The following is a 20,493-nucleotide window of genomic DNA, read 5'->3' on the forward strand; positions in this document are numbered from 1 at the left end:
TGTTGTGACCGTTGTGCTTATCCCAGTCGGCCCCGCGGGCCGAGCACGGTTTTCAGGACCTGCGCCGGCTGCTGCCCGGTGTAGATCGGGACGGCTTTGACACCGGCCAGACTGAAGCAGCGGTCCACCTGGTATTCGTGTTCCGCCACTTTCGCCTGGAAGGCCTCGCGGAAGGCGGCATTCCCGGCATCAAACCAGAGCGGCCCGTCCGGTCCGGCCACCGCAAAGCGGCCCCGTTCCGGCAGCGCCTGCTCCAGCGGATCGATGATGCGCAGGGCGCTGATCGTATTGTGCCGGGCCAGTTGCGCAATCAGCGCCGGAGTCTCGGGCGACAGGTTAATAAAGTCGCTGATGATGAAAACACGGCTGCCGGTGTGGGCGATACGACGTGCCTCACGCAACGCTTCATCCAGTTTACTCCCGGTCGCGCTTTGGCCCGAGCGGCCGGTGTGGTCGTCCTGGCGCTGCACCAGACTGTCCAGCAGGCGCACCACGGCGCGTCGGCGGCGGGCCGGTCGCAGTACGTCGCACTGTCGGTCGGAGAAGACGATGCCACCCACCTGGTCGCCTGCAAACAGGCCCAGCCAGGCAATCAGCCCGGCCACCTGCGCCGCACGCACGCGCTTGTAGGCACCTTCGCTGCCGAAATACAGCGAGTCGCCCAGATCGCACAGGATCAGCAGCGGGCGTTCCCGTTCCTCTTCGTAGAGTTTGGTGTGCGGCTGTTGCCGGCGCGCGGTTACCCGCCAGTCGATGCTGCGGATGTCATCGCCGGGCTGGTAGAGCCGCACTTCCGAGAACACCATGCCGCGGCCTTTCTGCCGCGAGCGGTTGACGCCGGCCTGGCGTACGGTGACCGGTCGCGTGCCGGGCAGACGCAGGGCACGGGCGTCCGCCTGCAGGCGGATCAGCTCCGGCAGGTCAATGCGAATCAGTGGAGAGGCGTCCGGCATGGTGTCAGGCGGCCACCGGTACCCGATCGATCAGGCGCTGGATAACGTCGTCCGGCGTGATCCCATCGGCCTCGGCTTCGAAAGTCAGCAGCACGCGATGGCGCAGTACGTCGAATGCGATCGCACGCACGTCGTCCGGGCTGACGAAGTCCCGGCCGTCCAGCCAGGCCTTGGCGCGGGCGCAGCGGTCCAGCGCAATGGTGCCGCGCGGACTGGCACCGAAAGCGATCCAGCGGGCCAGATCGGCGTCCAGCGTGTCCGGCTGGCGGGTGGCCAGCACCAGCGCCACCAGGTAATCCTCGACCGCCTCCGCCATGTACAGTTCGCTGGCGTCCAGGCGGGCCTGGAAGATGTCATCGGCACGCAGGCGCAGGTCCGTCGGTGCGATGCCCTGTTGGTAATCGCGCCGCGCCAGGTGGAGGATGTCTCGCTCGGCGCCCGCATCCGGGTAGTCGATGGTGACGTGCATCAGGAACCGGTCCAGCTGCGCCTCGGGCAGGGGATAGGTGCCTTCCTGCTCGATCGGGTTCTGGGTGGCCATGACCAGGAACAGGCGGTCCAGCGGGAAGGTTTTCATGCCCACGCTGACCTGGCGTTCGCCCATGGCTTCCAGCAGGGCGGATTGCACCTTGGCCGGCGCCCGGTTGATTTCATCGGCCAGCACCAGATTGTGGAAGATCGGCCCTTTCTGGAATTCGAACAGGCCGGTCTCGGCGCGGTAGATTTCAGAGCCGGTCACGTCCGAGGGCAACAAATCGGGCGTGAACTGGATGCGGTGAAAGTCCCCTTCGATGTGGTCGGACAGGGTCTTGATGGCGGTGGTCTTGGCCAGACCCGGGGCGCCTTCCACCAGCAGGTGGCCGTCGGCGAGCAGGGCAATCAGCAGCCGGTCCACCAGCTTTTCCTGCCCTATGATCCTTTTCGCTAATTGGGATCGCAGATCCCCGAATATACGCTGTAACGACATTGATCCTTCCGTTTGTTTCGGAGCTGTTGAAAAAGCCCATGCTGTGGCGAGTTGCAGTGTTGCACAGTGTTTCCATTAGATCTGCCCATCAGGTGGACATTCCTTGCTGCGCGTCATGTATCCCGCAATCGCCGTCTGATCTTTTTCAACCACTCCCTGCCATTTTTCTGTTTCGGACCGCATCGGACGAAAAGCACCCCGGGGTCGTCATGAACGATTCGTAGGGTGCTTAGGTTGCAAACCAGTCCGGGGTCCGTATTGACCACAATCGCTGTAAGCGACCAGTGTTTGTAACCTACCAGCAAAAATCAAGGGTTTGACTATGCTAGTGGAGTAAGCCAGCTGCCTGTCATGACCCGGTAGTGGAACCCAGTCTGTGACAGGTCTCCACTGGATTTGTTTATTAACATTCATTCAGAAAGTTGGGGTAGCACATGAACGCGCTGACGGTGACCAGCAAGGACCAGTTCCATGACTTGCTGGCCGAAGCCTTTGCCGAAAAGATCAACAAGACCGAAGCGAAGAAGATCAGTGAATTTGCAGTTCAACATTTATCCCACCTGCCGCTTGATGAACTCCTGGCCCGCCGGTTTGCCGATGTCTACGGTTCCGTGCTCGCCGCCTGGAAGTTCATCCAGAACCGCGCGGCAGCGGATTCACCGGTGGCGGTGTTCAACCCGGACCTGGAAAGCGACGGCTGGCAGTCGACCCACTCCGTTATCTTTATCCTCCACCCGAACATCCCGTTCCTGATTGACTCGATCCGCATCGCCATCAACCAGCGCGAAATCGGAACCCACACGCTCTACCACGCGATCCTCCAGGTGGAGCGCGACCGCAACGGCAAGCTCAAGAAACTCCACGACCGGGACAGCAAGGCGAGTAAGGCGAAGACCAGTTACGAGGCGATGATCGTGCTGGAGATCGACCGGCACAGCGACCCGGAAGAGCTGCGCGGTCTGGAAGACGAGCTGCAGCAGGTGCTGCAGGAAGTGCGCATCGCCGTGGACGACTTCCCGGCCATGAAGGCCAAGTCCGCCGAGATCCTGAAAGAGCTGGACAACTGCAAGGCCAAGATCAGCAACGACGATATCAAGGAAGCACACCGTTTCCTGGAATGGCTGGCGGACGATCACTTCACCTTCCTGGGCTACGACGAATACGACTTCGTCAAAGAGAAGGGCGGCATGCTGGTCACCCAGGTGCCGAATTCCGAGATGGGCATCCTGCGGGTCCACAACGAACGGCCGGTCAAAGTCCGGCTGGAAGAGCTGCCCCAGCGCACCCGCACCGAGATGACCCGCACCGACGACATCTTCATCTTCGCCAAGTCGGCCCAGCGTTCACGAGTGCATCGGCCGGCCTATCCCGACTACATCGCGGTGAAGAAATTCAACGCCAAGGGCGAGGTGATCGGTGAACGCCGTTTCCTCGGCCTGTACACCTCCCACGTCTACCAGGAGCGCCCTGACCAGATCCCACTGCTGCGCCGCAAGATCACCGAAGTGATCAAGCGCTCCGGCTTTCTGCGGGACGACTACGCCGGCAAGGAGCTGGACCAGATCCTGACGGTCTACCCCCGCGATGAACTCTTCCAGATCGAAGCGGACGAGCTGTACCGGGTGGCGTTGGACATCCTCTACATTCAGGAACGCCGCATGATCAAGGTGTTCATGCGCGAGGACGTGTACGGTCAGTTCGTCACCTGCCTGGCGTTCTTCCCGCGGGACATCTACAACACCGAGCTGCGTCTGAACGTGGAACAGGTGTTGATGGAACGCCTGGGCGCCGAAGACATCGAGTTCGTCACCCACTTCTCCGAATCGGTGCTGGCCCGAGTCCAGTTCACCATCCGCGTGCCGCAGGTGGAAAACCGGCAACTGCCGGTCCACGACATTCAGGAGCAGGTGATCGCCCTGGCGCAGTCCTGGCGCGACGGCCTGTCCGACGCCTTGCATGAGACCCACGGCGAGGAGCGCGGCAACGAGCTGATCCGTCTCTACCGCAACGCCTTCCCCGGCAGCTACCGGGACAAGTTCTCACCACGCCGGGCGGCGATCGACCTGGAGCACATCGTCGACGCGGCGAACAGCTCCCAGCTGGAAATGAGTTTCTACCGCGCTCTGGAAGAGGAAGAGAGCACCGTTCACTTCAAGCTGTTTGCGCCCGACGAGCAGTTGCCGCTCTCCGACGTACTGCCGATTTTCCATAATCTCGGCTTCCGGGTGCTGGGCGAACACCCCTTTGAGGTGGTGGACCGTAACGGTCGTTCGGTGTGGATCCACGACTTCTCGCTGCAGGCCTACACCGGCAAGATCGTCGATATCCACCGCATCCGGCCGATCTTCGAAGACCTGTTCCGCCGGGTCTGGTACGGCGAGGCGGAGAACGACAACTTCAACCGCCTGATCCTGGCCTGCTACCTGGACTGGCGGCAGATCGCGATGCTGCGGTCCTACGCGCGCTACATGCGCCAGATCCGCATCTCCAACAGTCAGACGTTCATTTCCAACACGCTGGTCAACCACGTCGGCCTGGCGCAGAACCTGCTCGACTTCTTTGCCGTGCGGTTCGATCCCGAGCGCAACCAGAGTGCCGGCAAGAGCGCTGCGGCCCAGCAGAAGCTGGAGCTGGAGTTCAACGCCGGCCTGGACGACGTGGAAAACCTCAGTGAGGACCGCGTCCTGCGCCTGTACCTGGACCTGATGAAGGCCACCCAGCGCACCAACTACTTCCAGGCGGACGCCGACGGCAACCACAAGCCGTACATCAGCTACAAGTTCCGTCCGTCCGAGATCCCGGACATGCCGCTGCCCATGCCCATGTTCGAGATCTACGTCTACTCGCCGCGGGTGGAAGGTGTACACCTGCGCGGCGGCAAGGTGGCTCGCGGCGGCCTGCGCTGGTCGGATCGCTTCGAGGACTACCGCACCGAGATCCTGGGGCTGGTGAAGGCCCAGCAGGTCAAGAACGCGGTCATCGTGCCGGTGGGGGCCAAGGGCGGCTTCGTCGCCAAGCAACTGCCGGACGGCGGCGATCGCGACGCCTTCCAGCGTGAGGGTATCGAGGCCTACAAGACCTTCGTGCGCGGCCTGCTGGATGTCACGGACAACCTGATTGACGGCGCCATCCGCCCACCGCAGAACGTGGTGCGCCACGACGAGGATGACCACTATCTGGTCGTCGCGGCCGACAAGGGCACCGCCACCTTCTCTGACATCGCCAACGGCCTGTCGAAGGAATACGACTTCTGGCTCGGTGACGCTTTCGCGTCCGGCGGCAGCCAGGGTTACGACCACAAGAAGATGGGCATCACCGCCAAGGGCGCCTGGGTGTCCGTGGAGCGTCACTTCCGCGAACTGGGCATCAACCCGGCGACGGACGACTTCACCGTGATCGGGATCGGCGACATGGCCGGGGACGTGTTCGGCAACGGCCTGCTGCGGTCCGATCACGCCAAGCTGATTGCGGCGTTCAACCACATGCACATCTTTGTGGACCCGTCACCGGATCCCAAGAAGAGCTTCGAGGAGCGCAAGCGCCTGTTCGAACTGCCGCGTTCCGCCTGGACCGACTACAACGCCGACCTGATCTCCAAGGGCGGTGGCGTGTTCAACCGCAGCGCCAAGTCGATCCCGGTCAGCGCGGAAATGAAGAAGCTGTTCAACATCAAGTCGGACCGCGTGCCGCCCAACATGCTGATCAGCCACATCCTCAAGGCCCAGGCGGACCTGCTGTGGTTCGGCGGCATCGGCACCTACGTGAAGGGCTCGAAGGAGACCCACAGCGATGTGGGTGACAAGGCCAACGACGGCCTGCGGGTCAACGGCAAGGAACTGCGGGTCAAGGTCGTGGGCGAGGGCGGCAACCTGGGCATGACCCAGCTCAGCCGCATCGAGTTCGGTCTCAACGGCGGCCGCCTGAATACGGACTTCATCGACAACGCCGGCGGGGTGGACTGCTCCGACCACGAAGTGAACATGAAGATCCTGCTCAACCGCGTGGTGGCCAATGGCGACCTGACCGAGAAGCAGCGCAACAACATGCTCGAGAAGATGACCGACGACGTCTCCGAGCTGGTGCTGCTCAACAACTACCGCCAGACCCAGGCGCTGAGTATCGCCAACACCGATACCACCACCCGGCTGGAAGAGTACCGCCGGCTGATGATTACCCTGGAGTCGGAAGGAAAGCTCAACCGCGAGCTGGAATTCCTGCCGGACGAGGACACCCTGGCCGAGCGCAAGCTCGACAAGAAAGGCCTCACCCGGCCGGAGCTGTCGGTGCTGATTTCCTACGTGAAGGGCGATCTCAAGCAGCTGCTCACCGAGAGCGACCTGCCGGACGAGCCGTCCCTGGCCAAGGAAATGAACAAGGTGTTCCCGGACGCGCTGATCAAGAAATTCGGCAAGGAACTGGGCGAGCACCAACTGCGCCGCGAGATCATCGCCACCCAGATCGCCAACGACATGGTCAACCACATGGGCATCACCTTCGTCGACCGGCTGGCCAAGTCCACCGGCGCGTCCGTGTCGGCCATCGCCATGGCGTGGCTCATCGCCCGGGACGTGTTCCGCATCGACGAGTGGTGGAACAAGATCGAGGCGCTGGACAACAAAGTGCCGGCCTCCCTGCAACTGGAACTGATGAACGAGCTGATTCGCTTGGTGCGCCGGGCCGTTCGCTGGTTGCTGCGCAACCGTCGCAGCGAGCTCAACATCCAGTCCCATGTGGACCGGTTTGCCAAGTCGCTATCGGATATCATTGCCCAGTTGCCGGATTACCTGGGGCAACAGTCCGGCGAGGAGTGGCGCGAGCATTACGACGCGTTGGTCAAGAAGTCGGTTCCGGAGGATGTGGCGGCCGTGGTGGCCGGTACTTCTTACCTGTACGCGGCGCTGGGCATCATCGAAGCCCACGAGACCACGCAGGTGCCGCTCAAGCAGGTGGCCAACCTGTACTACAGCCTGGGCGAGCGGCTGGACCTCAACTGGTTCGCCGGTGCGGTCGCCAAACTCTCGCCGTCTTCCCATTGGGAAGCCCTGGCGCGGGAAAGCTTCCGCGAGGACCTGGACTGGCAGCAACGTGCGCTGACTACCGGCGTGTTGCGCATCAGCGGCAAGGACGGGGACGTCAGTGCCGCCATCGACGACTGGATCGAACGCCACAAGCCGATGGTCGATCGGTGGCAAACGATGCTCTCCGAACTGCGCAGCACCCGGGAGCCGGAGTACGCGATGTTCTCCGTTGCCCTGCGGGAGTTGCTGGATCTGGCACAGTCGTCGATCCACACGCCGCTGGAGGCAACGGCCAGCCCAATGGGTTGAACTTGACGGGCATATCCCGTTCAATTTGTGCGCCGGTACCCGACCGGCGCTGGTTTGATGGCCGGGGTGGGGCACCCTCCCGCAACATCCCGGCCACTGATGGGCTCTACTGGATCCTCTGAACCTCACCGGTCACCGCCGACCGCGCAGGGCAGCGGCTCCCCAACCAGAGAAGGAAAACATGCGACGGCTTAATCATATCTTTGAAAGTAACCGTGACTGGGCAGAGAAGATCAAGGAAGAAGATCCGCAATTCTTCGAGCGTCTGTCCAACCAGCAGTCCCCGGAATATCTCTGGATCGGCTGTGCCGACAGCCGTGTGCCGGCGAACCAGATCATGAACCTGATGCCGGGTGACGTGTTCGTTCACCGCAACGTGGCCAACGTGGTGGTGCATACCGACTTCAACTGCCTGTCGGTCATCCAGTTCGCGGTGGAAGTGCTCAAGGTCAAGCACATCATGGTGGTCGGCCACTACGGCTGCGGCGGCGTGAAGGCGGCGCTGAAAGACCAGGGACTGGGCCTGATCAACAACTGGCTACGCCACATTCAGGACGTTCGCGACCAGTTCAGGCCGGTGCTGGAAAAGCTGCCCAGCGAACAGGACCAGATCGATCGCCTGTGCGAACTGAACGCCATCGAACAGGTGCGCCACGTGTGCCAGACTACCATCGTCCAGGACGCCTGGGCCCGCGGCCAGGACCTGTCGGTGCATGCCTGGGTGTATGACGTGGCCGACGGCCTGCTGCGTGACCTGGGGCTGTGCATCACCAACAACGATGAGCGTGAAGAGATCTACGACAAAGCCGTGAAGGGACTGGTCGACCGGCCGGTTCGTTCACTCAGCGCGTGACGGCACGTCCGTAACGCAGGTCTGATTTCGGCCGCCCTCTTTCGCTTCGTAGAGGGCGGCATCGGCCCGCTCGATCCATTGCGTCGGGGTCTCGGTGTCGTCGGTGATCGGCGCCACGCCCAGACTGATCGTGTAACTGATCCGCGCCGTGCCGGTGTCCACCGGTGACGATTCGATCGTCTGCCGAATACGCTCGCACAACGCCACCGCACCATCGACGGTCGTCTCCGGCAACACGATGGCAAACTCCTCCCCGCCGTAACGCCCCGCCAGATCCGCATGACGCAGGTTGGACCGCAACACGTCGGAGGTCCGGCGAATCACCTCATCACCCGCCACATGGCCGTAGGTGTCGTTCACCGATTTGAAGTGATCGATGTCGAACATCACCAGTACCGAATCGTTGCCGTAGCGCCGGCAGCGCTCGTAGTCCGCCTGTAGCAGGCTCTCCCAGGTGCCCCGGTTGAGCAGGCCAGTCAGGCGGTCCGTTTCGCTCAGGCGCAACAGCTGCTCGTTGGCCTGTTCCAGCGCCAGCTTGCCGCCGGCCATGTCCGTCACGTCGTAGACCATCAGGCACACCATGCGCACCTCGCCGTCGGCGCTGGTGAGCGGACTGATGGTCAGGTTCTGGTACATGTAGGGCGCAGTGCCGGTGATCGGCCGGGTGTTCCGGAAATGGAACAGGTAGGGGCGCTGCTCCCAGGTGGTGAAGGCCCGGGTCTTGAGCATGCGCACGGACTTCACCTTACGTCGCAGCCACGGCTCGGGCAGATCCGGGAAAAAATCGAACAGGCTCTGGTCCTTGATGCGCGACGCGGTTACGCCGCTGTGGTTTTCCATAAAGCCGTTCCACACGTGCACCCGGAACTCGGCGTCGAGCACGATCAGGCCCACCTCGACGGTTTCCAGCATGTCCATCAGCCAGTGGAATTCGAGCATGTCGTCCTGGTTGATCGCCATGGGTTACTCCGTCAGGTAGTCGATGGCTTGTTGAAGCTGGGGGATCGAGTCTGCCGTCAGCAGGATCAGCAGATCGCACATCACGTTGTAGTCCTCAATGGCGTAGTTGATCTCGATGCTGAGCAGCTGTTGATCCCGGGCCTCGTGGTATTCCAGCAGGTCGCTGACCTGACGATGCTGACCCAGCACCGTGGGGTGGCTGAGGCCAAAGTGCAGGTCCAGTTGATCGCCCAGCCCCTTGATAAAGGCCCCGAACAGGATGCTGGACAGATCCATCAGCACTTCCAGTTCGAGGGCGTTGCGATTGTCGGCCTCGTAACCCAGCAGCCGGGCCATGTCATCGAAACTGGCATCCGAAAAGAGCAAAAGGGCTTCGCCCGCCACGCCGGCGCCGTTGAACCCCTGGCACACGGCGGAATAACTGTCGCGCTCGCCGGCGGCACCCAGCGCCATGATCAGCTCGCTCTGCGCCAGCGTGGCCACCCGCGGTACCGGCAGTTTGATGAACACATCCAGCAGGCGCGCCAGCAGGTCCGCCGCCTGGCCCATGGCCACGTTGGACATTTCCTGCAGGTAGGCGTTGAGATCCAGAGTGCCGTCGGGCAAGGGTTGTGGGCTGGGCGACGGGGCCGGCTCCGCCGAGTCGGCCTCGCTGTACAGGCCGTAGGTGCCCAGGATCTCGGTGATCTTCTCCGGATCGGTGGGCTTGCGGATGAAATCCATGGCGCCGAGTTTGAGCACCCGCTTGCGGGCTTCGGGCTGGATATCGCCGGACACCACCAGCGTCATCACCGGCAAATCCTCGCCGGCAATCGCCTCCAGCACCCCGTAGCCGTCGAGCACCGGCATGTTCAGGTCCAGGAACAGGACGTCGCAGTCGCCTTCGCGGATGATCTCCAGGGCGGCTTCGCCGTGTTCGGCAAAACGCACATCGGCCGCCCAGCCTTCGGGCAGGGCGCGGGCCATTTGCTTGCGGGCCATGGAGGAGTCGTCACAGATCAGGACGCGGTAACTCATGCCGTATAACTCATTGACGTGTGTAAGAAGTCTAGCAGTCACTCACAGGTCGCGTATGGCACTCCGTCGTCATAGGCCCGCTGAATCATTCCCGCAAAACTAACGCATTCGCCGCGCATTTTGATGAACAGAATGTAATTTGTTGTAAGACCTCAATCACAGTTTGGAATGACCGGCGGCGATTGCGTGGCCTAATGTGACAGGTCTCACTTAAATGACCGAAATGCCCACCTATAGTCGTCACGCAAGCAAATAATAACGGGCCCCTGAAGGGCTCCTAAAAATGCTGTGGCTGCGATACCGGAACCCCTCAAGGGGACGCCGTACCGGATAACAAAAACAACGCGTCGCGTCTTGCCGCAATGACTGTCGGACAGCAGTCAATCACTCAGAGACACTAACAATGAACAGGGATGCGCTTAAACGCGTGGCCCCGGTGTGCTTCGGCCTGATATTTTCGTCAGTCGTACAGGCGGAACTCAAGCCCATCTCCGACAGCGAGATGGAGCAAATCACCGGTCAGGCCATGATGGCCGTGGATATCGATGGAACGCCGGAACACCGCTACACCCGCGTGACGATGGGGCTGGATGCCGAAATCCAGACCAACATCGACACCGTAGCCCTCGGCGATACCGGCGACGGCGCCGACGTGCTGGTCAGCCAGTTGTCGCTCGGCCACATTTCCACCGACGCCACCAAAGTCCAGCTCAACGGCCAGACCTATGCCGTCAACGACATCGTGCCGTTCGAAGCCAGCAACCCGTATTTCGAGCTGGCGGAAGAGAACGGCGACATCGTCGGCTTCCGCATGGGCTTCGGGCAGGCCCGGGGCACGCTTTCCGGCGATTTCGAAAGCTTCTCCGGCAACCTGGGCATCAAGCTTGAAGACAGCAGCGGCAACGTCTCCGACGCCCAGCTCTACGACGCCAGCGGCAACGCCACCAACACCCGCGCCAGCTACATCGGCCTGAACGACGCCGCCACCGACTGCACCGCCGGCGTCCAGTGCGCACCGCTGACCAACCTCAAAACCCTGGATATCGGCGCGGACAACGGCGACGGCACCGTCAGCCCCACGGAAGACTTCTTCATCTCCTTCCAGAAGGCCCCGGTAAGCTGGTCCAGCAACGCCACCGGCGGCACCGCGGTCGATGCGGCCGCGGGCGTGTACCTGAATATTCCGACGTCCATGCAGATGGACCTGACCACCCTTCAGAACGGCATTTCCCGGGCGCGGACCGAATACATCGATCGCGGTGTCGGCCTCTTCTGAGGCCGGCCTGCTGATCCCTTTTCACGGCTTTGCTACACTCGGCAGCCAAACGACACGGCTGAGGTTGGCAAACACGTGATTAAAAGCTTCTACTGGCACGACTACGAAACCTTCGGCGCCGACCCGGTGCACGACAGGCCCTCCCAGTTTGCCGGCGTGCGGACCGATGCCGACCTCAACATCATCGAAGACCCTCTGGTCATCTACTGCCAGCCCACCGAAGACTACGTGCCGGACCCGGTCGCCTGCCTGATCACCGGCATCACGCCCCAGCAGGCCCGCGCCGAAGGCTACCCGGAAGCCGAATTCATCAGCCTGATCCACGAGGCCTTCAGCCAGCCGGGCACCTGTGTGGTGGGGTACAACAGCCTGCGCTTCGACGACGAGGTCACCCGCCATACCCTTTACCGCAACCTGCGCGATCCCTACGCCCGGGAATGGCAGAACGGCAACTCCCGCTGGGACATCATCGACATGGTGCGTCTGACCTACGCGCTGCGGCCCGAAGGCATCAACTGGCCCAAGAAGGAGGACGGCTCCCCCAGCTTCCGCCTGGAAGAGCTCACCGCCGCCAACGGCATCAGCCACGAAGCGGCCCACGACGCCATGTCCGACGTCACCGCCACCATCGCCCTGGCCAAGCTGATCAAGGACAAACAGCCCAAGCTGTTCGAGTACGTACTGGAGCACAAGGACAAACACTCCGCCCGTTCCATGCTCGACCTGGCCACCATGAAGCCGGTGTTCCACGTGTCCAGCAAATACCCGGCGTCCATCGGCTGCTGCGCCATGATCGCCCCGGTGGCCCAGCACCCGGTCAACAAGAACGCCGTCATCGTCTACGACCTGCGCAAGGACCCGACCGAGCTGATCAACGCCGACGTCGAGGAAATCCGCCGCCGCCTGTTCAGCACCCAGGCGGAACTGGGCGACGAAGAACGCTTCCCCCTGAAAGCCATCCAACTCAACAAATGCCCGGTGCTGGCCCCCGGCACCATGCTCAAATCCCTCAGCCCGGAACGCCTCGAACAACTGCAACTGGACGGGGACACCCTGCGCGCCAACCTGCAGATCCTGCGGCAGGCGAGGGGGCTGGGCGAGAAACTGGCCGAAGTCTACCAACCCCAGGACGACGGCCCGGGCGATCTGACCGACCCCGACGAACAGCTCTACGCCGGCGGCTTCCTCAGCCCCAACGACCGCAAACGCCTGGAACAACTGCTCCAGCAGCCCGTGGAAGTGATGGGCGAAGCCACCCCCGAATTCGACGACGCCCGCCTCGCGGAAATGGTCTTCCGCTATCGCGCCCGCAACTACCCCCAGACCCTGGACTCGGAAGAGCAGGAACGCTGGGAGGAATTCAAGCAACAACGCCTGATGCACCCCAAAGCCGGCTGGCGCTCGCTGGAAGGCTTCTTCGCGGACATTCAGCAACGGATACAATCGCCGGAACTGGAAGCGAAGGATCGGCATGTTCTGGAAGAGCTGGCGTTGTATGGGGAATCGTTGATTCCTTATGTTTGAGGGGTAGGGCAGACCAACTGCCCATCTCCATCTCTGAAGTTCCCTTCGAATAAATCCTTTCTTTGAGACTGTCGCCCGATTCGGGGCGACGGCTTGCGCCTGCCTGATTTGTTGATCTGCCTCATTGGCGAGGTGTGGTTGGTTTGGCTACATTGGTTAGCGGGCGACAGGTTGGTGCATGTTATGAGGAGCGCGGTGATATTGCAGGATGCGTTTGTACGGTGGCTTTAAAATTATGAAAATTATAGATTTATCCGTCGAGCGATACTGCTGTTATACCGAATTCTTCGATATTCGATAATGACGCGTTCCGTCTAATCACTGTTACACCCACAATGAATTGAGTTCTATTATATGAAGAAGGAATTTTACAGGTTCAGACGTATCAATAGTCTGATTGGTGAGTTCGAAGAATTAGAAAATCAAAGTATCTATTTTGCAGAGCCAGAATCATTAAATGACCCTATGGAAGGCTTTCGAGATATGTACTGGAAAGGTGACTTCATAGTATGGAGAAACTTGTTTCGACATTATTTATTATGCCTCGAAAGACTTTGTTCTTTGTTAATAATTTCAGGTGAAGAGCACCCCATTACTACAGCTCACATGCCGGTTTTTTCTGGTGAAGAAGATTTTCCTACACCAATGTATCAAGAGTTATTTGCAAGCATTACAAAAAAATTCTTTGATAATAAAAGTCTAATTAAATTTATCGAATCAATTTCTAAGCGAACAACACCTGTAAGAAGAGATGAATTGTTTTTCTATCTTCGAAATATCCATAATTTTGCGCTTGAAGTAATTTATTCAGAATACGAAAGAAGTGGGCTTATTCCTGAGCGAGACAATAAAGGCTCTGAAGCAGATAAACCAATTCGCGACCTATTGAGCCAAGACTTTATAGGTATTCTTGAGAAAAGCTTACTTGATAGTGGAGGTGATGAAAAGATAGCAAACGCTATGTTTTCAGCGCATCATCATAGTAACCAGCAGATGGATCTTATCTATCGATTTAATGGAAATATCGATAGTGACAAAAAGAATAGAAATCTAGTAATTATTGAGTTTCCTAAAGAATATATCTCTAAAATTGAAAAGTTGGTTTTTCCTGATTGGTATACAGCATGTTTTATGTCTGAGTGTAATAGTTCTTCAGTGTGGGGGCATTATGGTGATAATCATTCTGGTGCCTGCTTGATTTTTAATGCTGACGTAATTAATGAAAAATCCTTTCTAAACCTAAAAGGAAGAAATGGTTACAGTTCAACATCTGGCCCTACTTATGGATTTAGAAACAGAATGTTTTATCCGATAGATTACATTGAAGGTTATGGTCAAATAGATTTCTTTCGTATGCTTGGCCGACTTCCTATCCCTAAACTGAATTCTATGTGGTACACGTTAAATGGCTCCTTGAGTGAATGTGCAGATGACATGATTAAATCTGAAGATAGTTGGCGCAAAAATTATTGGGAAAATTTTTATAGAGATGTAACAGTTAAGTCAAAGGATTGGTCATATGAAAACGAACATCGCTTGATCCTTGCTAGCTCATTCGATAGCTTTTCAGATCCAAAAGATAGGTCATTAAATTACGAATTCTCATCTCTTAAAGGCATTATTTTTGGTATTAAAACGACAACAGAAGATAAATTGAAAGTAATAAAAATAATTGAGAAAAAATGCAGAGAAACAGATAGATATGATTTTAAGTTTTATCAAGCGCACTACTCGTCGGAAGAAAAATGCATAACACATTCTGAAATGTCTCTACTCAGGTTTACAAAAGAGGTGTAACAAGTTGCTGCACTCGGAAAATTACTCGCTGCGCTCCTAATTTTCCGGTGAGTAAGCCGTTATGTGCTGAAGGTGCTCTAGGGGTAGCCGAAATATGAGCGATTTAAGAAAGGTATGTTTCTTTTGCGATGAAGCAATTGAAGAGAAGAAAACGCTAGAGCATATTATTCCAAATAGCCTTCTTGGTAGGCTCGGAATTAAAGAGAAGACGATTACCGGGAGAAAGGAAACTCAGTATAGTCGGATAAAGGTACCTGCGCACTCGAGCTGTAATAGTGAATTTGGGAGCCACTATGAAAATAGAGCTCTTAACCTTCTCGATGACCTAGATTCTCTTTATGAGACTATAAAGTCAGAGGAGGCTGGCCTTCCGATGGTGTACGGGCCAGATGAATCGGCAACAGCAATTATCACAACTTGGTTGTCAAAAATTTATTACGGACTCTTCTACTATGACTTGATTTCGACCCAAGATGAGGAATGGAGAGAAATTTGCTCATCCGTAGTGATGGGTCAGAATTTTGAGTACGTTCGAGCTTCGTATCGAAATGGTCACGGGTTTCAACTGCCATCGAGTCTTTATGCCTTCAAAACAAAAAATGCCGATACAGACCTTGTGACTTTAGTGGATCCAAGCAGTATTTTGCTAAAGATAGGCTCATTGACTCTTATTCTCTGCATTTGCGATGGTTACCTTACAAAAAATTATCTAAACGGCGAGGTGCTGGATCGGCTAAGGGATTGTGTAAGGCAAGAGGATGAAAGAGATATTGGGTTTCCATCACATAAACTTGCACTTGGTGAGATAGTGGCACTTAGAAGCTGCATTCCCAAAACACCAAAGTTTATATCCAGCGATAATCAAATTATTAATATGAGCTTATCAACGATGGTAGCCGATCCAGATACGTATTACAGAATTGATGAGCAGGCTCTATCTAATGCGAGAGTGGAGATTCTTCGTGGATTTAACATTGAGCTTGACTAGAAAAGCACATAACAAATGGCTGTTGTCGGACGCACCTTCGCTGGCGCTCCGGTGCGCCGCAAAGCCAAGGCGTTAGATATTCTCGGAGAGCTATGTGCATATTTCCCAATTTCTACAAGATCACGTTGCGGGTTGGTCCGCACCGCAATTTGATCTCAAATGTGTTGGTAAATTTGACTACACAACGAGCATCCGGCCATGTGAGTACCTCGCATATGCGCGAAGCGATTTAGAGTCAGCACAATCGCATAGACACATCAACGGACTATCCAATGCGAAACGAGCCATAGACTGCCAAGTTGACAACATACTCTGTTCCTTTGGTCTCTCTAGGAAGCCGAATTTCCCGCAAAAGATGGAGCTGCTGGGAAAGATGGGGCTGATCAATTCAGCAATCGTTCGTAAAGTAGTCAAAACTAGGAACTTGCTTGAGCATGAGTACTACAACCCGACGCCCGCAGAAACTGAAGATGCTGTAGACATCGCCTCTTTATTTATTCAGGCGACCTCTCGTCCTTTCCTCGCGTTTGCTGAAGATTATTTCGTCGCAGACCAAGGCACTGCGAAACCTATAGATTCGGAACGGATCGTGAGCTCGATCCTAGATGGAGAAAACCCGTCAAATGGGTACACTTTTGAAGAAGCCTTCTATGTTGAGTATGACTCAGATGAGAAATCGTTCTGGATCGACTGTGTCCACAAAGGCAAGCAAGTTGAGGAAATTGAGATCTGCTCTAGACACCCTTTCTACACGCGTCTGGTGAGATTTTCGATTGAGTATGACCTTGAGCATCATACCTATGCGCCCGAGGTAGCCGGAGCTGCCTTTTTGGAGCTAATGGCGGATCTCGCCAATGAAATCTAACAAGTGCAGGCACGGCGACGCCCATTTCATTGCGCCTTCGGCTCCATTCCATGGACGCGCATGCTGCAAGCGTTATGTGCAAATAATCTGAGAGGCGGCTATGTCAGACGAAAAACCAGAAGACGGCCAAATAAAGGCTGAATTCTTTACTGCTGCGGGTGTCGCAGCAGCAAGTGGATTTACCGTAAGCGTGGGTGAAAAAGCGTATAGGTATATAAAAAGCAAGGAACCGCTTGTAGTGCAAATATTAGATAGTTCGTCAATCGGTGATGAATCGCGTGTAGTTTTACAAATTTCAAACCAAACATTACACGGTATATATATTGATGAAGTTGCTGTACCTATATCAGAAAATACCCAGTTAAAATTTTATGAATGGAAAAAGAATTTCAATCATGGAGGTACAGGTTTTCCCCCAATAGAATGGATCGAGTTCGATTGGAATCCTACAAATATTGCTCCTGGGCATGACTTTCACTTTGGAATAAGTTATGTAAAACCATATGACAAAAATATTTTATTCGGGGAGGTTGAAATAACCTACTCAAGACTCGATAAAAAGAAATCAGACAAAAAGTCATATGTGTTTCGAATAAGATAAGCGTTTTTTGTAAATGCACATAACAAGGAAAATTCACTCGGACGGCAAAAAGCGCCGCTTCGCTGTGCTTTTTGTCGCCGATGATTTTTGACGTCATGCGCCCGAGTTACCCACGAACAGTAGACACCTTCTATAGTTAGGGTTGCCCCTAGCACGGAGGTGCTCCATGAGCCGCAAGAAGGCCCAGGCCTACACCGAAGAGTTTCGTCGTGAAGCCGTTCGAAGAGCCGATCAGCCGGGTAATACGGCAGCCGCGGTTGCCCGAGAGTTGGGCATCCATCCGGGGCAGATCTACAACTGGCGTCGTCAGTTTACCCGCCTGTCCGATAAGCAATTCAACAGCGTCGATGGTGTCGATTACTCCAAGGCCGAGAGCGAGGCGATGCGCAAGCTCCATCCGAAAACCGGGACAGATTTATTTGTTTCGCTGTCAACTTCTCGGGAATAGGCTTAGTCTCGGGTTCGCTAATCAAGACATCGAATACACAGGGACGATGAGAGATGCCAGGGAAATATCCGGATAAAATTCGCACGCTGCCACTCTTTGACGGGCGCTTTGATGCCTACCGCCTGGCGGCCAATGGCGCCGATGTTCTGTTTGCGTCATACCCTGCCGGAACCCGAATCCCACCCCATACCCATGACACGGACAACCACGGCGTCATCATCCGCGGTGAGCTCAAGTTATCCATCGAGGGCCGGACGGAACGTTACGGCGTCGGCGACTGGTACCACGTGCCCGCCGGGGTTGAGCATGCGGCGGAGTTCGATCAGGAGACGGATGAGATTGAGTTCTGGTTTGAAGTGGGGTAGCCGTTGGGCTGCGGATCGTTCATTTTGGCTGGCCCAGGCAGCCCATTTTGTGGGGAGTCTTCATGTTTAAGCCCGATATAGGAGCCATCGCAGATGTTCTCTGCTGAGTTTCTGCTGACCTCTCTGGTTGTCGTACTGATTCCAGGCACCGGTGTCATTTTCACGGTGTCCTCTGGCTTGATGCATGGGCGTCGTGCAAGCCTGTTTGCCTCTCTCGGATGCACCCTTGGCATTGTCCCGCATTTGCTGGCTACTATTTTGGGATTGGCGGCCATCATGCATACCAGCGCGGTCGCGTTTCAGGTGCTCAAGTATGCCGGGGTCGCCTATCTCCTTTACCTGGCGATTGCGACGTGGCGTGATCGAAGCGCCTTCTCCGTTCAAGACGTGCGGCGCAAGGGGGGTGTGGCATCTCTGGTGCTCAGGGCGTTCCTGCTGAATATCCTCAACCCCAAGCTGACGATCTTTTTCCTGGCCTTCCTGCCCCAGTTCGTTGCGACGGATTCCCTGTCGCCGTTGGCTCAGTTGCTGGGCCTGAGTGGCGTTTTCATGGCGATGACCTTTGTTGTTTTCGTGATCTATGGGCAGCTCGCCCATGCCTTTCGGACCGTCGTCATTGAGTCACCCAAGGTTCAGGGTTGGTTACGACGGGGCTTCGCGGCAGCGTTCGCGGGCCTGGGCGTTCAGCTCGCCCTGACGGATCGGTAAGGCGGGAAACCGGATCGGATGAAAAACCGCAGAAAACCGGGACGGATTTATTTAAGGTGCCTCACCATTGAGAACAAGCCCAGCTGCGCCGACAGCAGGGGGTGGATAGCCCATAAGACAAAGCCATATACAACCAACGAACGTTCGTGGTGGAGCCGGTGTTCGGCAACATCGGCGCAACCAAGCGGATGAACCGCTTCTGTCTGCGGGGTAAACGGAAGGTGCAGGGCTAGTGGCAGCTTTACCGCCTGGTTCATAATATTGAGAAGTGGCGAATTAAGGGCAGTTAGCGGCCTGATCTGAAGGTCAGACCAAGCCATGAGCAGGCGCCGCTGAACACGCCATCGGGGATGCCGGGCCGGAAAGCGGGATCTGAGGTTAATTGTCGGCCAATAAAATAAAGCATCTGCTAATTACGGACTAACAAGAGAACAACTGAAACGGCGGGTGGAAATGGCTCAGAATAGGGTTTTTCTACGGCCTCGTTAAATGTCTATGAGATACATAGCAGCAACAACAATCTACCTGTTCATATCTGGGTGTGTTTTTCCTTACCCGCACAATAACTGGAAGACGCCGAGATTTGTTGGCGTCGTATCGAGCGCAAAGACTGGAATCCCTATCCCAGGTGCCAAGGTTTTTTACGAGCCCGATCCGGATATATATGCGATTACAGATCAAGAAGGTCGCTACGAGCTGAAGCCACAGAAGGAGTTTGAGTTTTGGGGGGCGATTATGCCAACAGCGCATCCCGTTCCTATCACGTTTAATCTAATAGTTACTTCATCAGCTGGTAGTGCAAAAATTGAGACTGAATCGTGCCTCGGGGATCCATATTTTGAATGCAATGGCCACACTCGCGAGTTGAATATCAATGTTCATTGAAGCATTTAACCAAAGAGTATTAATGGGCACGTAGCACTTTAATTTTTATCAATTGTCCTCGGAATGATCATGGAAATCCTGGGCAGATTAATTAAATTCTCTTGGACAAAGTATGAGACTACTGCTGTTTGTCGGATTTGCGATTTGCCTGTGCTCTGTTTGGGCAAGTGACTATGTGGATCCGGTTGTCGCCAAGAGAGTCTTTATTGGCGGTTTTGCTTTAGGGCTGGTGGGCATCTTTTTTGAAATGTTATACGCCAAGGTGGAGGTTGCTGCGAAATCCAACCTGTTCCTATATCGAGCGACCATTTCTGGTTTTCTAATCGCTTCGATGGGTGTGCTTCTAAATTTCTTCGTCGAAAGCGGCGTTGCATCGGTCGTCTTTTATATCGGCTTTGTTGTTTTTATCGGGAGTGCTTCTCTGAATATCCTAAAGAATTGACTGATTAAAACGCGGGCGAAAACCGGGATAGATGTCATCAACTGGCCGTCAACTTGTAGGGAATAGGTTCTGTCTCGGGTTCGCCAACCAAGACGTTGAATACATGAGGACGATGAGAGATGCCAGGGAAATACCCGGATAAAATTCGCACGCTGCCACTCTTTGATGGGCGCTTTGATGCCTACCGCCTGGCGGCCAATGGCGCCGACGTTCTGTTTGCGTCATACCCCGCCGGAACCCGAATCCCACCCCATACCCACGACACGGACAACCACGGCGTCATCATCCGCGGTGAGCTCAAGCTGTTCATCGAGGGCCGGGCGGAACGTTACGGCGTCGGCGACTGGTACCAGGTGCCCGCCGGGGTTGAGCATGCGGCGGAGTTTGATCAGGAGACGGATGAGATCGAGTTCTGGTTTGAAGCGGGCCAGTAGTTGGCGAGCCAGGATGTTCATGGGGCAGGAGGCTCCGGTCCTGTAAATGGCGCGTAGCGCTTTTATACCGACCCGAAAGCCTC

General features: G+C 56.3%; 17 protein-coding genes and 1 pseudogene. 14 read left to right on the forward strand and 4 right to left on the reverse strand.

The features are described from left to right. Window positions 1-17 precede the first annotated feature (17 nt). Window positions 18-953 carry a DUF58 domain-containing protein gene (locus JL474_RS09270; protein WP_203141810.1) on the reverse strand — a complete coding sequence of 312 codons (936 nt, stop codon included), beginning with the start codon at window positions 951-953 and terminating at the stop codon, window positions 18-20. A 4-nt stretch (window positions 954-957) separates the two neighbouring features. After that, window positions 958-1,920, reverse strand: coding sequence for an AAA family ATPase (locus JL474_RS09275; RefSeq protein WP_203141811.1), 963 nt, complete (start codon window positions 1,918-1,920; stop codon window positions 958-960). 434 nt (window positions 1,921-2,354) lie between these two features. On the opposite strand from JL474_RS09275, the gene JL474_RS09280 reads away from it, so the two are divergent. Further along, window positions 2,355-7,247 carry an NAD-glutamate dehydrogenase gene (locus JL474_RS09280; RefSeq protein WP_203141812.1) on the forward strand — a complete coding sequence of 1,631 codons (4,893 nt, stop codon included), beginning with the start codon at window positions 2,355-2,357 and terminating at the stop codon, window positions 7,245-7,247. A 181-nt stretch (window positions 7,248-7,428) separates the two neighbouring features. Next, window positions 7,429-8,100, forward strand: coding sequence for a carbonate dehydratase (gene can / locus JL474_RS09285; protein ID WP_203141813.1), 672 nt, complete (start codon window positions 7,429-7,431; stop codon window positions 8,098-8,100). Here the strand turns inward: can and JL474_RS09290 are convergent. Together JL474_RS09290 and JL474_RS09295 are read right to left on the reverse strand one after the other, a co-directional pair. After that, window positions 8,086-9,060, reverse strand: coding sequence for a sensor domain-containing diguanylate cyclase (locus JL474_RS09290; RefSeq protein ID WP_203141814.1), 975 nt, complete (start codon window positions 9,058-9,060; stop codon window positions 8,086-8,088). The genes can and JL474_RS09290 overlap by 15 nt on opposite strands. A gap of 3 nt (window positions 9,061-9,063) precedes the next feature. Beyond that, window positions 9,064-10,077 (reverse strand): response regulator, encoded by a 1,014-nt coding sequence (locus tag JL474_RS09295; protein ID WP_203141815.1) that lies wholly within the window; start codon window positions 10,075-10,077, stop codon window positions 9,064-9,066. Window positions 10,078-10,480: 403 nt separating this feature from the next. On the opposite strand from JL474_RS09295, the gene JL474_RS09300 reads away from it, so the two are divergent. The 12 genes and pseudogenes from JL474_RS09300 (at window position 10,481) to JL474_RS09355 (ending at window position 20,410) form a co-directional block, all read left to right on the forward strand. Beyond that, window positions 10,481-11,353, forward strand: a complete 873-nt coding sequence (locus JL474_RS09300) for a hypothetical protein (protein ID WP_203141816.1) — start codon at window positions 10,481-10,483, stop codon at window positions 11,351-11,353. Window positions 11,354-11,428: 75 nt separating this feature from the next. Further along, on the forward strand, window positions 11,429-12,877 hold the full coding sequence (sbcB, locus tag JL474_RS09305) for an exodeoxyribonuclease I (RefSeq protein WP_203141817.1): 1,449 nt from the start codon (window positions 11,429-11,431) through the stop codon (window positions 12,875-12,877). A gap of 354 nt (window positions 12,878-13,231) precedes the next feature. Next, entirely contained in the window at window positions 13,232-14,674 is a 1,443-nt protein-coding gene (locus tag JL474_RS09310; protein ID WP_203141818.1) for a DUF2971 domain-containing protein, read from the forward strand. 94 nt (window positions 14,675-14,768) lie between these two features. After that, window positions 14,769-15,662, forward strand: a complete 894-nt coding sequence (locus tag JL474_RS09315) for a hypothetical protein (RefSeq protein WP_203141819.1) — start codon at window positions 14,769-14,771, stop codon at window positions 15,660-15,662. 94 nt (window positions 15,663-15,756) lie between these two features. Next, window positions 15,757-16,527 carry a hypothetical protein gene (locus JL474_RS09320; protein WP_203141820.1) on the forward strand — a complete coding sequence of 257 codons (771 nt, stop codon included), beginning with the start codon at window positions 15,757-15,759 and terminating at the stop codon, window positions 16,525-16,527. A gap of 100 nt (window positions 16,528-16,627) precedes the next feature. Next, window positions 16,628-17,128, forward strand: coding sequence for a hypothetical protein (locus JL474_RS09325; RefSeq protein ID WP_203141821.1), 501 nt, complete (start codon window positions 16,628-16,630; stop codon window positions 17,126-17,128). A gap of 166 nt (window positions 17,129-17,294) precedes the next feature. Further along, complete coding sequence (locus tag JL474_RS09330; protein ID WP_203141822.1) at window positions 17,295-17,576, forward strand: transposase; 282 nt, start codon at window positions 17,295-17,297, stop codon at window positions 17,574-17,576. 53 nt (window positions 17,577-17,629) lie between these two features. Beyond that, entirely contained in the window at window positions 17,630-17,941 is a 312-nt protein-coding gene (locus tag JL474_RS09335) for a cupin domain-containing protein (protein WP_203141823.1), read from the forward strand. 93 nt (window positions 17,942-18,034) lie between these two features. Then, window positions 18,035-18,649, forward strand: coding sequence for a LysE family translocator (locus JL474_RS09340; protein ID WP_203141824.1), 615 nt, complete (start codon window positions 18,035-18,037; stop codon window positions 18,647-18,649). A 119-nt stretch (window positions 18,650-18,768) separates the two neighbouring features. Continuing rightward, window positions 18,769-18,879: pseudogene (locus JL474_RS21775) on the forward strand (transposase); the annotation flags it as partial. A gap of 767 nt (window positions 18,880-19,646) precedes the next feature. After that, the gene (locus JL474_RS09350; RefSeq protein ID WP_203141825.1) at window positions 19,647-19,976 is read left to right on the forward strand and encodes a hypothetical protein; all 330 of its coding nucleotides are present in this window, start codon (window positions 19,647-19,649) and stop codon (window positions 19,974-19,976) included. Between the two features lie 119 nt (window positions 19,977-20,095). Continuing rightward, on the forward strand, window positions 20,096-20,410 hold the full coding sequence (locus tag JL474_RS09355) for a cupin domain-containing protein (protein ID WP_203141826.1): 315 nt from the start codon (window positions 20,096-20,098) through the stop codon (window positions 20,408-20,410). The last annotated feature ends 83 nt before the right edge of the window (window positions 20,411-20,493 follow it).

It is taken from the genome of Marinobacter mangrovi (assembly GCF_016798325.1).
Taxonomy (GTDB): Bacteria; Pseudomonadota; Gammaproteobacteria; order Pseudomonadales; family Oleiphilaceae; genus Marinobacter_A; species Marinobacter_A mangrovi.

What these genes read in the sequence shown, in the direction of transcription:
- JL474_RS09350 (WP_203141825.1), top strand. Translation starts at nt 19,647, where the DNA reads ATGAGACTACTGCTGTTTGTCGGATTTGCGATTTGCCTGTGCTCTGTT.
- JL474_RS09340 (WP_203141824.1), top strand. Translation starts at nt 18,035, where the DNA reads ATGTTCTCTGCTGAGTTTCTGCTGACCTCTCTGGTTGTCGTACTGATT.
- JL474_RS09275 (WP_203141811.1), bottom strand. Translation starts at nt 1,920, where the DNA reads ATGTCGTTACAGCGTATATTCGGGGATCTGCGATCCCAATTAGCGAAA.
- JL474_RS09270 (WP_203141810.1), bottom strand. Translation starts at nt 953, where the DNA reads ATGCCGGACGCCTCTCCACTGATTCGCATTGACCTGCCGGAGCTGATC.
- JL474_RS09355 (WP_203141826.1), top strand. Translation starts at nt 20,096, where the DNA reads ATGCCAGGGAAATACCCGGATAAAATTCGCACGCTGCCACTCTTTGAT.
- JL474_RS09325 (WP_203141821.1), top strand. Translation starts at nt 16,628, where the DNA reads ATGTCAGACGAAAAACCAGAAGACGGCCAAATAAAGGCTGAATTCTTT.
- JL474_RS09295 (WP_203141815.1), bottom strand. Translation starts at nt 10,077, where the DNA reads ATGAGTTACCGCGTCCTGATCTGTGACGACTCCTCCATGGCCCGCAAG.
- JL474_RS09335 (WP_203141823.1), top strand. Translation starts at nt 17,630, where the DNA reads ATGCCAGGGAAATATCCGGATAAAATTCGCACGCTGCCACTCTTTGAC.
- JL474_RS09315 (WP_203141819.1), top strand. Translation starts at nt 14,769, where the DNA reads ATGAGCGATTTAAGAAAGGTATGTTTCTTTTGCGATGAAGCAATTGAA.
- can (WP_203141813.1), top strand. Translation starts at nt 7,429, where the DNA reads ATGCGACGGCTTAATCATATCTTTGAAAGTAACCGTGACTGGGCAGAG.
- JL474_RS09280 (WP_203141812.1), top strand. Translation starts at nt 2,355, where the DNA reads ATGAACGCGCTGACGGTGACCAGCAAGGACCAGTTCCATGACTTGCTG.
- JL474_RS09330 (WP_203141822.1), top strand. Translation starts at nt 17,295, where the DNA reads ATGAGCCGCAAGAAGGCCCAGGCCTACACCGAAGAGTTTCGTCGTGAA.
- JL474_RS09290 (WP_203141814.1), bottom strand. Translation starts at nt 9,060, where the DNA reads ATGGCGATCAACCAGGACGACATGCTCGAATTCCACTGGCTGATGGAC.
- JL474_RS09300 (WP_203141816.1), top strand. Translation starts at nt 10,481, where the DNA reads ATGAACAGGGATGCGCTTAAACGCGTGGCCCCGGTGTGCTTCGGCCTG.
- JL474_RS09310 (WP_203141818.1), top strand. Translation starts at nt 13,232, where the DNA reads ATGAAGAAGGAATTTTACAGGTTCAGACGTATCAATAGTCTGATTGGT.